This window comes from Pseudomonas sp. E1BtOHC1 (assembly GCF_058744285.1).
Genome location: NZ_CP196023.1, coordinates 4,207,200 through 4,221,339, shown reverse-complemented (window position 1 = coordinate 4,221,339; position 14,140 = coordinate 4,207,200). Strand labels below are relative to the sequence as shown.

The 14,140-nt window shown below is 61.5% G+C and carries 13 protein-coding genes; 5 read left to right on the top strand and 8 right to left on the bottom strand.

Annotated elements, in window-relative coordinates; translation table 11 throughout:
- Window positions 1-17 precede the first annotated feature (17 nt).
- The 8 genes from ACSSVC_RS19065 to ACSSVC_RS19030 form a co-directional block, all read right to left on the bottom strand.
- Entirely contained in the window at window positions 18-812 is a 795-nt protein-coding gene (locus ACSSVC_RS19065; protein WP_446439871.1) for a glycosyltransferase, read from the bottom strand.
- Window positions 809-1,945: a phosphoribosyltransferase family protein gene (locus tag ACSSVC_RS19060; protein WP_492611180.1), complete on the bottom strand. Its 1,137-nt coding sequence runs from the start codon at window positions 1,943-1,945 to the stop codon at window positions 809-811. The genes ACSSVC_RS19065 and ACSSVC_RS19060 overlap by 4 nt, the downstream gene beginning before the upstream one ends.
- Window positions 1,946-1,947: 2 nt before the next feature.
- On the bottom strand, window positions 1,948-2,793 hold the full coding sequence (locus ACSSVC_RS19055) for a histidinol-phosphatase (protein ID WP_492611179.1): 846 nt from the start codon (window positions 2,791-2,793) through the stop codon (window positions 1,948-1,950).
- Window positions 2,790-3,818 carry a radical SAM family protein gene (locus ACSSVC_RS19050; RefSeq protein WP_446439874.1) on the bottom strand — a complete coding sequence of 343 codons (1,029 nt, stop codon included), beginning with the start codon at window positions 3,816-3,818 and terminating at the stop codon, window positions 2,790-2,792. Before ACSSVC_RS19050 ends, ACSSVC_RS19055 begins: the two co-directional genes overlap by 4 nt.
- 92 nt (window positions 3,819-3,910) lie before the next feature.
- Complete coding sequence (locus ACSSVC_RS19045) at window positions 3,911-5,140, bottom strand: hypothetical protein (protein WP_492611178.1); 1,230 nt, start codon at window positions 5,138-5,140, stop codon at window positions 3,911-3,913.
- Between the two features lie 68 nt (window positions 5,141-5,208).
- Window positions 5,209-5,352, bottom strand: a complete 144-nt coding sequence (locus ACSSVC_RS19040; RefSeq protein ID WP_185073911.1) for a hypothetical protein — start codon at window positions 5,350-5,352, stop codon at window positions 5,209-5,211.
- A 47-nt stretch (window positions 5,353-5,399) separates the two neighbouring features.
- Window positions 5,400-6,212, bottom strand: a complete 813-nt coding sequence (locus tag ACSSVC_RS19035) for a ubiquinol-cytochrome C chaperone family protein (protein ID WP_123728234.1) — start codon at window positions 6,210-6,212, stop codon at window positions 5,400-5,402.
- Window positions 6,213-6,235: 23 nt separating this feature from the next.
- Entirely contained in the window at window positions 6,236-6,847 is a 612-nt protein-coding gene (locus ACSSVC_RS19030; RefSeq protein WP_346632960.1) for a helix-turn-helix domain-containing protein, read from the bottom strand.
- A 261-nt stretch (window positions 6,848-7,108) separates the two neighbouring features.
- On the opposite strand from ACSSVC_RS19030, the gene ACSSVC_RS19025 reads away from it, so the two are divergent.
- The 5 genes from ACSSVC_RS19025 to ACSSVC_RS19005 are packed head-to-tail and all read left to right on the top strand — an operon-like array spanning window position 7,109 to window position 14,058.
- On the top strand, window positions 7,109-8,956 hold the full coding sequence (locus ACSSVC_RS19025) for a class I SAM-dependent DNA methyltransferase (protein WP_492611177.1): 1,848 nt from the start codon (window positions 7,109-7,111) through the stop codon (window positions 8,954-8,956).
- On the top strand, window positions 8,953-10,596 hold the full coding sequence (locus tag ACSSVC_RS19020; RefSeq protein ID WP_492611176.1) for a restriction endonuclease subunit S: 1,644 nt from the start codon (window positions 8,953-8,955) through the stop codon (window positions 10,594-10,596). Before ACSSVC_RS19025 ends, ACSSVC_RS19020 begins: the two co-directional genes overlap by 4 nt.
- A complete protein-coding gene (locus ACSSVC_RS19015; protein WP_492611175.1) occupies window positions 10,597-12,486 on the top strand; it encodes an AAA family ATPase in 1,890 nt (629 codons plus the stop codon).
- Entirely contained in the window at window positions 12,479-13,618 is a 1,140-nt protein-coding gene (locus tag ACSSVC_RS19010) for an HNH endonuclease (RefSeq protein ID WP_404939887.1), read from the top strand. Before ACSSVC_RS19015 ends, ACSSVC_RS19010 begins: the two co-directional genes overlap by 8 nt.
- 59 nt (window positions 13,619-13,677) lie before the next feature.
- Window positions 13,678-14,058 (top strand): RidA family protein, encoded by a 381-nt coding sequence (locus ACSSVC_RS19005; protein WP_232642144.1) that lies wholly within the window; start codon window positions 13,678-13,680, stop codon window positions 14,056-14,058.
- Window positions 14,059-14,140: the final 82 nt, after the last annotated feature.

Below are 14,140 nucleotides of genomic sequence, written 5' to 3'. Positions count from 1 at the left end.
GCAGGCCCGTAACGGCATTACTGCTCGCAGCTCTGGATCAGCCGCTCGGTCTCCTCCAGCCAGTAGCCGGAATCGGGCTCGATATGCAGGAACAACCTGGCCAGTAACGTGCCGCCGGCCAGGAACTGCGCCACCGTCTCGATACGCTGGGCGGTGCGCTTGAAGTAGGTGTTGTAGAGCTTGAGCAGGGCCACGTCGGCCAGCAGGAAGTCGGCGACCGGCAAATCCTGGCGGTGCATCACCTCGCAGCTGGCGAAGTTGTACTGTGGGTGGTAGCCGGGGTCGACCACGGCGGGGGCAATGGGCACCAGCTCTTTGCTCCGGCGCTGCACGATGTCCTTGATGCCTCCCGGATTGCCCCAGTGATGAGTGCCGCCCGCCAAGGCGGCAGTCAGGGCCTCGGCCAGCAGCGCATTGCCCGGCTGTGAGGCGAACAGGCTTTCGCTGTACCAGTGCAGCCCGGGGCTGAGTCCATCCGGAAACAGGATGGGGGTTGGGTCACGCAGGAAGATACTGTCGGCATCGACCCAGGCACCGCCGTACTGGTGGACGTAGGCCATGCGGATCAGGTCGCTCTTGGCGACGATGGCCTCGATGCCCGCTGCCAAAGTGAAGGCCAGGGGCTCGAAGCCCCATGCCTTGCCGAGAATCTGTGGGTCAATGAGCCTGGCCGCCGTGGCGGGGGTCAGCAGCAGGAAGGCGTCGCCCAGTGCCCGCCGGATCGAAACCAGCCCCAGTGCAACGTAGGGCGGCATCGATTGTCCCGGGGCCGTCTCCCAGTAGCTCACATAGCGCACGGCACCGGAGTTCATCGGCGCACCGCCATGCCATTGGGGCTGAGCAACCCGGCTTCGGCCAGGTACTGCTTGAGCAGCGCCAGGGACGGCGCGCACTCGTCCTGCGCGAGGAACTCGTTGCCCAGGGCCGACTTGTACAGGCGCAGCCAATTGTCCATGGGCACCCTGGGCAGGAACCCAGCGAGGGCCTGCCGATTACTGGCGCAAAACAGCAAGCGCAACGTCCGCAGGATCGGTTGGTAACCGGCTTCGGACAGCAGTGCGGCCAGGGTCTCGTCCAATGCCTGCTTGATCACCACATGATTGAGCCGCTCTTCAATCGTGGCGTCCGCCAGGGCGACCCGTGGATCGATGGCCGCCGGGTAGATCGCCTGGAACGACTTGGCGCCGTTGCTCAGGGACTCGTACAGCACCTTGTCTGCCGTCGAACCGGTGACCAGCACATCGTCGCCAAAAATCACATGCACCCCGCTCCAGCGATAGAAATTCGCAGCGGGAATGACATGGTCCTGGACCAGATTCACCCGCTCACGCTCCTCGGTACTCAGGCTGGCGTAATTCTCGCAAGGCGGCGCAATCCGCGGGAGCTTGACGTTGATGATCGTCGGCAGCCCCATGTGCGCCAGCTTGACGTTGATCTCCTCCACCACCAGGTCGTACAGCACGTTTGCGGTGGACGGCACATTGCGCCAGCCGGTGGTCATCATCACCACGTTGTCGCCGCTCGCCTTGGCGCTGCGAAACAGCCGCGCCCAATGGGATTGGGGTTGGTCCAGTTGCTCGCACAAGTGCTCGATCAACCGCCACGCCAAGTAGCGGATGTCCTGCATGCTGCCGTACTTGGCCCGGCTGTAGGCCTGTACCAGAGGGGTGGCATCGGCGCCGCTGGCCATGTCGCGGAACGAACCGGGAGCGCCCGGCGACAGGCAGTTCAAGGCGTGGCCACCCAACACCGACACGTACTCCGGCATGTCGATCAGGTTGCGGGACAACAGGTCCGCGGCGAATGCTCGCAAGCCCAGCTTGACGTCCTGGGGACGGCACTGTGCCGACGCCTGACGGAACCGGCGCAACTGCAGATCGACAGGCAGAGCGTTCAGGGTGCTCCATTGAGCCTCGGTCCAGGTATCGGACAGGGTCGTCTCCATAGTCAGACCTCTCCCTTCATGTTGATGGCCATGGCGTCCCCAAGGGGCACGTCGATGCGCCGACGGTGCTGGAAATAGCTGATGCGCTGCAGCCCCAGGGGTTGCAGTGCGTGCAACAGTTCGCGGATGCCCTCACCAGCATCCCGAGGATCGTGGGCATCGGAGCCGACAGTGAAGGCCACGTCGTGTGCGATCAATTGCGGCAACAACAACCGTGACGGGTAGGACCACAGCCCCTGCACCTCGCACCCCGACTCAGGGTCCAGGCTCGATTTGCGCAGCCCCGAAGCATTCAATTCATAGGCCACGCCGTTGCGCGCAAAAAGCCCCAGCAGCGGTTCCAGTCGGCGCAGCACAACCTCCTCGGGCACGCCCCGCAGCAAGGTGTCGGCATGCCCCACGGCATCGAACAGGCCGCTGTCCAGCAGCGCCTCCAGATCGGCGAAATAACGATCGAGGAACGCCTGACCGGCCAGCCGGGGCAGTTCCCAGACCTTGACCATGGGCTCGCCGGGCACTTCGACGTAATGGATCGAACCTATGGCGAAGTCCAGTTCGTAGCGGTCCAGCAGTTCACGGTTGTAGACGTCGGAACCGGGCATGTAGTCGAACTCCAGGCCACGCAGGATCTGGATCTGCCCCTGATAGCTCTGTTGCGCCTGGAGGATATCGGCGAAATAACGGTCGAGTTCGGACAGCCGCAGGCGGTTGTCGCGGTCCACGGTAAAGGGTGCGTGATCGGTGATGGTGAGGATGCTCACCCCGGCCTTGATCGAGGCGCGAACCAGTTCATCCACCGTGCCGACGGCGTGCTTGGAATAGAAAGTGTGGCTGTGGGAATCGATCATGCGGGCACCAGTTGTTCGAGCAGGCCATCGTGGTTCGCCAGTTCCTTGACCAGCCAATAGGGATTGTTGGCCTTGGCCAGGATCGACTGCATCGGTTCCATCTTGTCGAAGCGTGCCAGCAGGTCGGCCAGGGGCTGGGTATACAGGGTGCGCACCAGTGGTGTTTCCCGCACATGGGCGGCCAGTTGCTCCCAGCACACGCGGTCAAAATGCAGGTTGCCCAGGCGCTGGTTCTCGATGCCGTAGAGATAGACATCGCCATTGGGCTTGACGGTGACATCCATGCCGTTGCTCAGCGGTGGCTGGTTCAGACTACCGAAGGTGAAACGCTTGTTGATCTTGGCCTCGATGGCCTCGATGTAGTCGTGCAGGTTCAGATAACCCGGCGCAGTGTCCGCTGCCGGGTGTACCAGATTCTTGTAGTCGATGCCGAAGCGCCCGTCTGCCGTGACCAGTACATCCTCAAGAGCGTTGCGCGCCTCGATACTGCCGTGGATGCCCCACTGGGCCAGTTCGCTCAGCAGGTAGTCCCGGGTGAACTGGCGATCGGTGTCAATGGAGCGAAACGAAAACCCCAGGCCGGCCGGGCGCTGCTTGCGCAGGTAATCCAGGCTGAGGCCGTGGGCGCGCCATTTGACTTTCTCGATATGGTGGCTGTCGGCACTCAAGCGGATATTGCAGGTATCGCCGTTGCCCACCACGATGCGATTGGTGGTCTCGTAGAAGTCGAGCATCTTGTCGTGGGGAAAAAAACCACTGGTGATGAACTCGAAGCTCCTGCCGCCCTGGGACAACCCGAGGATCTCGTGGAACACCTTGGCGTTGTTCAGAGGCTCGCCTTCGCCGCTGATGGAAATCCGTTTCACGGCGGGGGCATTGATCAGGGCCGCGAGGTTCTCCCGGGCCAGGGTCGAGAGTTCCATGCTCATGCCCGACTTGTGCTTGTCGGCGTACATGCAGAACGCACAGCCGATGCCACAGATCTGGGTGATGTCGATGTACAGCAGATGTCCTTGGAGGTCCATGCCTGTTGACTCGTTCCAATGGTTTGCAAATACCTGGCCCCAGGATCACGCAGATCCTGTGAGCAGGTCGTCAAGGGTCTTGCCGATGCCGGTCAGTACTGGAGATTGATCTGCAGTTGCTGAATCTGTACCGAGCGTGGATGGATGATGTGGGTCAGCACCCTGCCCTCGCGCACGCTGGCCATTTCCGGGAAGTCCGCATAGCGGTCGTTGCTGATGACGTAGGCGCTCTCGTCGAATTCGGCGGCCGCCAGAATGGCTTCGTCGGCCTTGGCCTTGTCGTTCATCACCACCACGGTGGCGTTGGGAAAGGCCGCTTGCAGGGCGCCGTCGTCCATCTTCAACTGCTGGCGGATACCTGGATCGAACACCAGGGTCACTTTGTAAGTGGCGCACAGGTGGCTCACCAGCGCCTTGAGTGCCACAAGGCCGATAAAGCGCCGTTGGCCGTTCTCCATAGGTGCGTAACACAGGTTGTTGCCGTCGACGATCAGCGTGCCGATCTCGTTCTGCAGAAGACGGACCACGTCCCGCAGGCGCAGCTGCAGTTTGTCAGCATCCTGGGTCACCTTGCGCTGCTCGTACTTGAGGTCTTTGAGGAGGCTGCGCGGGCTGCTGTTACCCGAGCCAAAGTGCCGGGCGCAGGCTTCGTGGATCTGCGCGCGCTCCCGAGCGCTCTGGGCCTGATTCAAGGCCTCATAGAATACGTCGGCCTCGGCAATGTCCCGTTCGAGTCGTTCCAGGGTGCTCTTGGCCCTCTGCCATTCGCGGGAAACCTGGCCGGCGGCGGCCTCCCAGCGCTCGCTGGCTTTGCGGGTCTGCTCGATGGTGAGCTTCAGTTGCCCCTGCTCATCGCGCAGTTGGGCCATCAATGCCTGGGCCTCCAGGGGGTCGAAGCTGCGGTAGCGCTTGAGGTCCTGCTCCAGACGCTGCTCCTGCGCACCGTGTTCGACGAGCTCGGCGCGAACGTCGATCAGGTTGCGTTGCAGCGCCTTGATCCGCACCGTCAACGTCTCCACCAGCCGTTTGGCGACACTGCGCTCGGTGGAGAACCAGTGGCCAGGATTGAATCCGGCGGCGGCCTGCTCCTGGGCACTGTCCAATTGGGTTTGATTGGACTTGAGCAGTTGCTCGAGTTGCCCCTGGCGCTCCCGGGAGGCCTGCATCTCGCGCTTCAACTGGGCCAGGCTGGAGTGGCTCTGGGCACTGTCAAAGTCGTTCAACCATTCCAGCTTGTCCTGGGTGCGCTGCATGCTCGAGGCAATGCGCTCGGCCTCGGTGTTGAGGAATACAAGTCGGGTCGCGTGGTCGTTGGTATACACGGTATCTGATCCTTATTTCACTCAATACGCCCAACGCAGACGGTCGAGCCTTTCAATGGATACAGGGCTCAACAGGCACTGTGCGCCGAGCGCCGGCCAGCGGCGTAGAAGGCCTTGGCCCCTAGGTAAATAGCGCCAGCCGCTGCCGCGCCCGCGGCGAAACAGATGACATTGACCAGCAGGAATTCGAGGGGCGAAATCGTAGGATTCATGGCGAACTCTTCCTTTATCGATGGCGTGGTAGACCAGGGCCGTGCGCTTATCCCGGGTTCAGCCGGGCACCGCAACGGCCACAGAAATTACTGCCTGGGGTGATCGGCGCGTAACAACCGGGACAGGTGCTCTTGAGCAGCATTTTCTGGCGCATGTGGCCGATCTGAATCACACAGGGCACCGTCACCCGATAAGCCGGGCTGGCCAGATCGAACGCGGTCCAGATGCCGGTGATGGCCCAGCCCACTGGCCCGGCGAGCACTGCAAGGCCCCGGCCCAGAGCGGTCGAGCCGGCCGCAAAAGCCACGCCCTTGCCCACCAGGCTGCTCAGGGTCGCGCTCGCCACCAGGGCGGCCACGTTGTAGGAACCCAGCCCCGAGGCGCTCAGGGTGGCAATCAGGGTCGCCAGGGCTCCAGGGCCCATGCCCGGACGGTAAGTGGTACCCATGGATTCAAAAAAGGTCGCCTTGTCCTCTTCGCTCATCCGGCCGATGGACTGTTCAAGCACCTTGCCGATGATGGTCATTTCCATCTGGGCGCAGGTGTCCGTGTCGTTCTTCGAGGCTTTTACATGACTGGCGACGTCGCTCAACAGCTCCCGGTACGGCACCCCGCTCCCACCCCGGAGGATGTTCATCATCGAGTTGCCGCCAAAGCGGGTCAGTTCTTCGGCCACCATGGCCCGCGCCAGCTCATTGAGCTCGCTGTCCTTGGCCGCCGTCAGTTGGCGACACACAGAGGACGACAGAGAGATACGACCCTTGCCGTTGTCGGTGATTACATCGATCAGCAACCTGACATCGTCGGCGGCGGCGCTCATCAGGACATCGGCAAGATCGGGGTCGTGGATGATGGGCATGCTGCGACTCCTCTTAAAAAAGTTTATTGGTCGTTGCTGGGGTTATGTGGGGTCGCTCGGCTCACCAGCGCACCGGCGATGGCGGTCAGCATGACCCGAGTCCGCGGGGCACGAGTCTGGCGCAGCATCAACGCATCGAACTTGAGACAGCTGCGCCGCCGCCATTCATCCCTGGCGTTGACCCGGCTGACCTCGGGCGATGCGCCCACTCCAATGGGCCGCGCATCCGGATGGACCTTGCATTCACGCAACACCTTCTCCACCGGATTTCTCGCCTCCAGGCGCTCCTCGCGCAGCAGTTTGTCGGCCGCTGCCAGGTAATCGCCGCTGTCGCCGATGGCCGCCGCCAACTGCTCCCAATCTTCCGGGCGCATGAGCAGGAAAGCCGGCGGCACACCCAGGGCATCGGCCAGGCGGCTGATGGTGCTCAGATCCGGATTGGCCTCGGCCGACTTGAGTGCGCGCAGGGTGCTGCGGGCGATCCCTGTCCTGCGCTGCATGCGCACCGCTGAAAAAGCACCCGGTGCGTGGTTGTCCCGGGCTTCACCGGCCACCGCCAGTACCGCGCTGAGGTTGTCGCTGAAGCATTGCCCCAGGGTCCTGGGCAGAGGCTGCGCTGATGCGTTGGTATCCATGGCTGTCGTCCTGCAACTTGATGGACGCACAATATCCGCAGCAGTGGCCAATGGATATCAAACTTGGAGCCTATACACTCCATTTGCTAAAGAATATGGAGTGCAAACACTCCATAAATGGCCAAAATGCTCGAAAACACGGCCTCTGGTGCCGACCTGCGGGCGCACCGCACGATAGCCCTGTGCTGTTATCGCACCGCAGCAAACCCCCTATACTTGCCACCTTTTCGCTGCCCCCGACCTCAATCGCAAAGGATTACGATGCTTCCTGCTGATATCCGGAAAAAAGTTGCCTCACTCTGGGACCTGGTTTCTGGCGCCGGGTTGGCCGCCTCGCCCTACGTGGCACTGGAACAGATTGCCTGCCTGATATTTCTCAAGCGCCTGGATGGCATGGCCGCTGAGCCGGATGAGGATGGGTTGCCGTCGATCTTCCAGTTGCTCATGCCTGATGATGAGAACTTGTTCGACGAGCGCCCTTCGTTCTGGAACACCTTGCTGCAACACCAGGACCCTGGCAGCTACCTGAATGACCGGTTGTTTCCGTGGCTGCGGGAACTGGAGTTGCTGATCAGTGACTATCATCCATCCCTGGCCAGGCGCTTGAGCTTGAACGGCATGCTGCGCGACGCCTACTTTCAACTTGATCCGAGCAAAAGCCAGGCACTCAGACTTCTGATCAAAGCTATCGATCAGCTGTTCCCTTATCACGGACGCCAGAACAAGGGCCGGTTTTCATCTGGTGAAGTGTTCGAGTACCTGTTCACCGAAGCCTCGGCCAGCAGCAGGATTGGCCCACTGGTCACCGCACGGCATATCACCCAGTTCATGGTGGCGCTGCTGGATCCAAAACGCGGACAGCGCATCGTCGACCCCGCAGCCGGCACCGGTGGTTTTCTCATCAGCGCCCTGCACTACATGCTGGCCGATGCGCCCGGGCCAATAGCCCGGAGTAAACGTCTGGAAACTATTGGCGAAGGTCTGGTGGGGGTGGACCTCAGTCACGCCCTGGCACGGATTGGCTGGGTGAACCTGCTGCTGCACGGCATCGAACTGCCGCAGTTCATGCAGGGCAACAGCCTGGTCATGACTGACTTCCAGGGGCCTGCCCAGCCGTTGCTCCGCGAAAGTTTCGACTTCGTGCTCTGTGACCTGCCCTTTGGTGGCCGCATCGATCCGGAGGAAGCCGCAGGTACTCAGTACTTGCCGAGCTACACCCGGGAGGATCAGGTCAATCAGTCCGACAAGATTGACCTGCTGTTTGTCTGGCGTGCACTGAGCCTGTTGAAGGTCGGAGGCAGCGCGGCGCTGATCATTCCCCAGAGCCTGTTGTACGGCAGCTCGAAAGCCGAGGTTGAACTGCGCCGCGAGCTGCTGTCCCGGCATCACGTGGAGGCGGTGATCCTGTTGCCGGGAGAGATTTTCAATCCCTATACCGGCATTGAGGCCGCGATTCTGGTGGTGCGCAAGGTCACCGGGCTCAATGGCGCATCGACTTCATTCAGCAAGGAACCGAAAACCGATGCGGTCTGGTTCTATGAAGTCACCCAGGATGGTTACTCGATGGACCACAAGCGCGATGAGCTGCCCGCTGGCGCGGATAACGACTTGTTCGATGCCCTGGTGCATTTCCGACAGCGTCACAAGGGTGAACATGTGTGGGATGCCGGCAAGGAGCGGTATTTCCGGCCGGACACTTGGCAGGACGCCAGTTGGGCGTCCCTCGATGCGATCCCCAAGCGCGAAGCGACCCAGCTCAAGCAGTGGCAGATTCCGGTACGCCGCTGGCTGAACAAACAGACATGGCGAGCTGCCGATAATCAGGCCCAGGGCTCTCACGATGAATATGGTCAGGTCCGCTCCGACTATGTGGAAAGGATGCAAGGCCGGCTCTATATCATCGACAAATTGCGCCCGGGCCTCCTGGACCCACACTGCATCGAAGGTAACGGTTGGAGCCTGGATCTCGAAGATTACAAAGTCATCGAGCAACCAAAACCCACGGAGGAACGTTCGGCCCTGGAACTGATCGATGAGTTGGAGGCCATAGAAGTCGGTGTCCTCGAGCGCCTGCGCCAGTTGCGCAAGCTGATTGGAGAGGTGCAATGAGCTTTCCTCCCTCTTGGAGGGAAGTCGGGCTGCTGGACGTCTGCGAACTCAACCCCCGTGCGCTGCGTCCGGGCCCTGAAGTGCTGGTGAGCTTCTACCCCAATTCGGCACTCGGCGATCTGGACGGACAGAGCCCGACCACCAGTATCCGCCCCTATGGCGAAACATCCTCGCAAGGCGCGCTGTTTCAGGAGGGGGATGTACTGATCGCCACCCGTGGGCGGGATGTCATGCAAGCCAGGATCATGTCGGGGCTGACCACCGAATTCGGGGTTGCCCAACACTTTCTCGCCTTGCGTCCGGGCTCTCAGGTGCTTCCGGCCTTTTTGCTGCATTTCATCCAGCAACCCTGGCTCAAGCAGGCCGCTCTGGATACCAACCGGGGAACTCAAAGCCAGCTGAGCATTCCCCTGAGCTTCTTCCGCAATCTGAGAATGCAGCTGCCGCCCCTCGATGAGCAGGCCTACCTTGTCGACCTCTTGCAGCAAGCCTCGTTGAGGCCTTACGAGGAAGCGCTGCATAAAGCCGCTCACCTGTCCGATGCCCTGGCATTGGAGCTGATGGTTTCCGGGGTCAAGGCCCAGGCCTGGCCCCGGGTCACCATGTCGTCCATTTGCAAGTTCAGGCCACCAAGGCACAGTCCCAGGGAGAGCCGCAGGCCGGCAAGAGTCCTTCTCTTCACCCCCGAAAGCATTGATCGGGCAACCGGGCAGGTGCAGCCCGCCAAGGTCAAGTTCGAGACGCTGAGAAAGTCCTGCATCGAAGTCCAGGCCAACGATGTGCTGTTCGCACTGACCGAGGGTTTTGGCGAAAGTGGCAGCGCCTTCGTTGTTCCCAAGGAGAAGTCGGCCACGTCTTTCGCTTCGGGCGCTTTCCAGGTGCTGCGGCCAAACAACAAAATCCTCCCGGAGTACCTGGCCTGCTTCATGGGGCTGTCCTGGCTCGGCAGGCAGGTGCAGAGCATCAACGTTCGCGGGCTGATCTCCCGGGCACTGTTCGAGCGCATGGAACTGCCACTCCCACCCTTGGCGCAGCAGCAGATCATTGTCGACCTGCTGCACAAGGTCCCACGCCAACAGCTGCACGATGCTCTGGAGAAGGCTCGGATGCTGGCAGCAGCCATGCTGACCGAGGCCTTCTCCGCAAGTCTTTCCCGCAAGTGGCGCAGCCAAACACGATCCACGCAAAACCCTGCTCCACACCGAGTCGAGCAAACCCCGCGCCTGGCTCCTCGCCCGGTGCTGGGGTGGGCAACACCCGCACAACGCACCGCGCGTGCACGGGTCGCTGCGCAGTTGTCGGTCTTTCAGGCGCGGGTCTGGGAGGCCTTGAGCAACTTGCCGTTCGCGCTGTTGATCGATGACCAGGATGCCGTCGACGCCTTCTGCCGCAATCCGCTGTTTAACCAGGAAACCCCGATCTCCGAGGTGTCCCTGCGCCGCGCCCTGGAGCAGATCACGGCCCTGGGGCTGATCCGCAAAGTCGGCATTCCCGGTGCCGGGGGCCACGGTGATGGCCGCTTCATGACCGCCTTCAGGGCCTGTCGACTCAACGCGTCGGGCCACGCCGAGGAAGACAACCGGGGAAGTGATCTGAAGCGTTTCACTGACAACCGTGCAAGCTCGGACAAGGGGCAATAAATGCGTTTGCGTTATTTGAGTCTGAACCTCTATGCACCCCTGAGCGACCTCAAGGTGAGCTTCGCCCAGGATGCCCCCTGGGACGCCTTTATCCAGGACAAGGCAGCGCCCTGTGCCATCCATTTTGTGGTGGGCCTCAACGGCAGCGGCAAGAGCCACCTGCTGCGCGCCATCGCCTCGATCTTTATCGCCCTGGCCGATGGCAAGCTGCCGGGGTTTGCCTTCACTCTGGTCTATGAACTGGGCGCCGCAGCCAGCGGCAACCTGCGCACGGTGATCTTCAAGAGCGCAGGTTCCAATGCGTCCACCAGCCTGTGGCTGGCGCAGGACGCGCCCTTTGCTAAAAGCGCCGACGGCAAGGCGTTCGAAGCGGCCATCCAGCGATTGGGCACGGAGCCGACCGCCCCGGAGCAACCACTGCCATTCATTGCCCGGGTCAGGGAAGGCAGCTACCCGCAGGCGGTGACGGACCTGCTGCCAAGGGTGCTGGCCTACACCTCCGGCTCATGGAGGGCCTGGCAGGATATCTGGCGTCCCCCCCTTGAGCAGTCGAGCAGCGCTTCGCGCTTCAAGGATGATGAGGACTACCCCTTCGAGCTGGAGCGTCCCGTAGGCTGGACTCACCATGACGAAGCATCGCTGGATGCCAGTGAGCCGGGCCCTCGGGAGCCCAGTCCCCTGCCCCACAGCACCGACGATGCCAGCGACCAGCTCAACCGCCCCATCCTGCTCAGCGACGGTCGCCCGGATGCAGCCTTGTTGGCCGTGGTCCTGCAGGACCTGATGCAGCAACGCAAGCCGCAACAGAATGATCGGGGGCTAGCCGGCCTGTTCGAAAAGGCCGGCTGGCATCGATTGGTCAGTGTACGTTTGTGCCTGGACCTGGAGCGGGCCCTGGCTGCCCCCCGGGCCTTGCAGAACAAAATGCATGACCTGATGCTGGTGGCCGGCGAGGTGCTGAACCAATCCGACCCCGCCAATCGGCTGCGGGTGCTGCACTTTGATGTGGGTGCCCCGCTACCGGCTCTGGGCAAAAACCAGTACCTGAACCCGCAACTGCAGCAGGCAACGACTCAGGAACAGGCCCTGACCCTGATGCTGGGCGAAGCCGGCCAGAGTGCCTTCAGTCGCTTCAACGAACTGTCGCGCTGGCTGGCTGTAGGCCTGATCGACGGCATCGAAATGTCACTGCGGCGCAACGAAAAGCCCGAGGACGAGTTCGCCAACGACAGCGGGGTCATGAGCTACGCCGACCTTTCCGATGGCGAACAGATGGTGTTGCGGCGCTGGGCGCTGTTCCACCTGCTGGCGGGCCAGCAGGACGCCCTGCTGCTGCTCGACGAGCCGGAAACCCACTTCAACGACGCCTGGAAACGCGAAATCGTCAGCAATATCGAGCAGGCCATGGGCGAGGACGCCAACAGCGTGCTGATCGCCAGCCATTCGGCCATCGTGCTGTCGGATGTGTTCGATGAAGAAATCATCTTTATCAAGAAGGGAGCGGACGGCAGTTCTTCAGCCAATCAGGTTGGCACCCGCACCTTCGCCACCGATCCCGGGGCGCTGATGATGAATCTGTTTCACACGCAAGACAGCATCGGCAGCCGAGCACAGCAGCGTATCGAGGCCTTTCTCGAGTATGTCAAACAGGTGCAGACCCCCACCGACCAGGACGTGGAACAGCTCAAAGCGGTGATCAATCGGCTGGGCACCGGTTTCTATCGCTCCGAACTACGCACCCGGCTCAACCGCTGGGAAGAGAATCAGGATACTCGGACCATCCATGCTCTGATCGAAAAGGTCGGGGCATCCGACCTGAAAGCGGGTTTGCAGGATCTGATCGACAAACACAAACTCAGCAAATCCAACCCGGATGGTGCCCTTGATTAAGCCCATATCTCCCATCGATTGCTCCAGGGCCTTGAGCGCCTGCCAGGTCCTGATTCAGGAGTTCGCCTTGTGGCTGTGCCGGCCCACCACTGGGGTGACAGATCTGACCCAGGCACAGCTGGAAGCAGAGATGCCCAGTAGAGAAGAAGGCCTGTGGCTCTGGGGCTTTCTGAACAAGAAGCTCAAGGAGCGCAAGCTTCTTGAGCGCGCCGAACATCTGGCTGGACTCGACACCACTCAAAAGGCTCGCTTGCAGGAATGGATTCATGCGACTACCCGGATCGGAGCATATTTCGAGTCGCCACCCATCACCGCGACCATTCCCTTGGAGTACCCCTTTACCGGCGATCCCCAAGGCGATGCCCACAAGAAAAATCTCCAGGACCTGATGGAGGCCTTTTACAACAAGGGGCTGAAGGACGGGCTGCCCTATCTGTCCAACGGCACGCCGACCAGCGACAAGAAGCAGTTACTGAAATATGAAGATTTCCGCGATGAGTTTCTCAAGTTTCATAAGGGCGACAAGCACTCGGACGCCCGGCATGTCTGCGTGATGTGTGGTGGCGAACTGCGCAATATCTCGGTCGATCACTGGATTCCCAAGAGCGCCTACCCTTTGCTTTCGGTGTGCGCGGAAAACCTGGTGCCCATCTGCGGCGAGTGCAACGGGCCGCAGAACAAGGCTGCACGCGCGGTACACAGCGCCGGTTCGTTCCAGGAGTGGTTCCACCCCTACAAGCGCAACCCTGCCGGAACCTTGAAGCTGGAATTCGATGACGACAAACTTGGCATCACCCTCAGCAGCACTCGCACCGCCGACACTCAAAGGGTGGCCAACCTGAACACCCTCCTGAACCTCGAAGATCGCTGGACCCGAGAGCTCAAGGGCGAGAACCGCAAGCTGTACAAATCCATCCTGACCCGTCAGCGAAAAAACGATGTCCCAACGCCGCTCCAAAGCATCTATCAACAGGTGAAGGACTGGACCGACGGGCTCAGTGAAACCGAACCCAACTATGAAGTGCACCAGGCCTTGGCCAAGGCCCTGTGTGACCCTCGGCGAATTGCCGCCTGGAAGCGCGACCTGGACGATGCATTGGTTGAGGACCGTAAAAAGATGCTCGCAACTTGAACTTCAGTCGGCACCCACTCATCCTTGCGAACCTTTTTCCCCTCGAACAAGAGATTCCCATGGCCAACCCAGACCTCGTCTTCACCCCCGACCCGGACGCCGACTCCATCTCCTCCGACGTCGCCGCGTTCAACGGCATCCTGGTCTCGACCCAGATCCCGACCCGCGCCGACGGCAGCCTGGAGCTGGGGGACATCACCCTGCAAAGCGAATGCACCCTGCAGGCACTGAAAGTGGCCCTGGAGCGCGCCGGCAGTTCCATGGACCGGGTCATGCACCTGACCATCTACCTCACCGACATGGCCGACCGCGCGGCATTCAATGCGGTCTATCAGCGTTTCTTCGCCAAGCCCTGGCCGGTACGCGCCGCCGTTGGCGTGGCCGCTCTGGCGGTGGAAGGCATGCGTGTGGAAGTCACGGCGATGGCCGCCAAGGCCTGATCCGTCGACGCTATCCGGTGGCCGCGCACCCGGCGCGGCCGCCACCTGGCAGGACACGGGTGCCGGGCAAGCGTTTCGCCGC

Excerpts from the sequence above, each read along its gene's own strand:
- ACSSVC_RS19050 (WP_446439874.1), bottom strand. The coding sequence starts at position 3,818 with ATGGACCTCCAAGGACATCTGCTGTACATCGACATCACCCAGATCTGT.
- ACSSVC_RS19015 (WP_492611175.1), top strand. The coding sequence starts at position 10,597 with ATGCGTTTGCGTTATTTGAGTCTGAACCTCTATGCACCCCTGAGCGAC.
- ACSSVC_RS19060 (WP_492611180.1), bottom strand. The coding sequence starts at position 1,945 with ATGGAGACGACCCTGTCCGATACCTGGACCGAGGCTCAATGGAGCACC.
- ACSSVC_RS19020 (WP_492611176.1), top strand. The coding sequence starts at position 8,953 with ATGAGCTTTCCTCCCTCTTGGAGGGAAGTCGGGCTGCTGGACGTCTGC.
- ACSSVC_RS19025 (WP_492611177.1), top strand. The coding sequence starts at position 7,109 with ATGCTTCCTGCTGATATCCGGAAAAAAGTTGCCTCACTCTGGGACCTG.
- ACSSVC_RS19035 (WP_123728234.1), bottom strand. The coding sequence starts at position 6,212 with ATGCCCATCATCCACGACCCCGATCTTGCCGATGTCCTGATGAGCGCC.
- ACSSVC_RS19030 (WP_346632960.1), bottom strand. The coding sequence starts at position 6,847 with ATGGATACCAACGCATCAGCGCAGCCTCTGCCCAGGACCCTGGGGCAA.
- ACSSVC_RS19065 (WP_446439871.1), bottom strand. The coding sequence starts at position 812 with ATGAACTCCGGTGCCGTGCGCTATGTGAGCTACTGGGAGACGGCCCCG.
- ACSSVC_RS19055 (WP_492611179.1), bottom strand. The coding sequence starts at position 2,793 with ATGATCGATTCCCACAGCCACACTTTCTATTCCAAGCACGCCGTCGGC.
- ACSSVC_RS19005 (WP_232642144.1), top strand. The coding sequence starts at position 13,678 with ATGGCCAACCCAGACCTCGTCTTCACCCCCGACCCGGACGCCGACTCC.
- ACSSVC_RS19040 (WP_185073911.1), bottom strand. The coding sequence starts at position 5,352 with ATGAATCCTACGATTTCGCCCCTCGAATTCCTGCTGGTCAATGTCATC.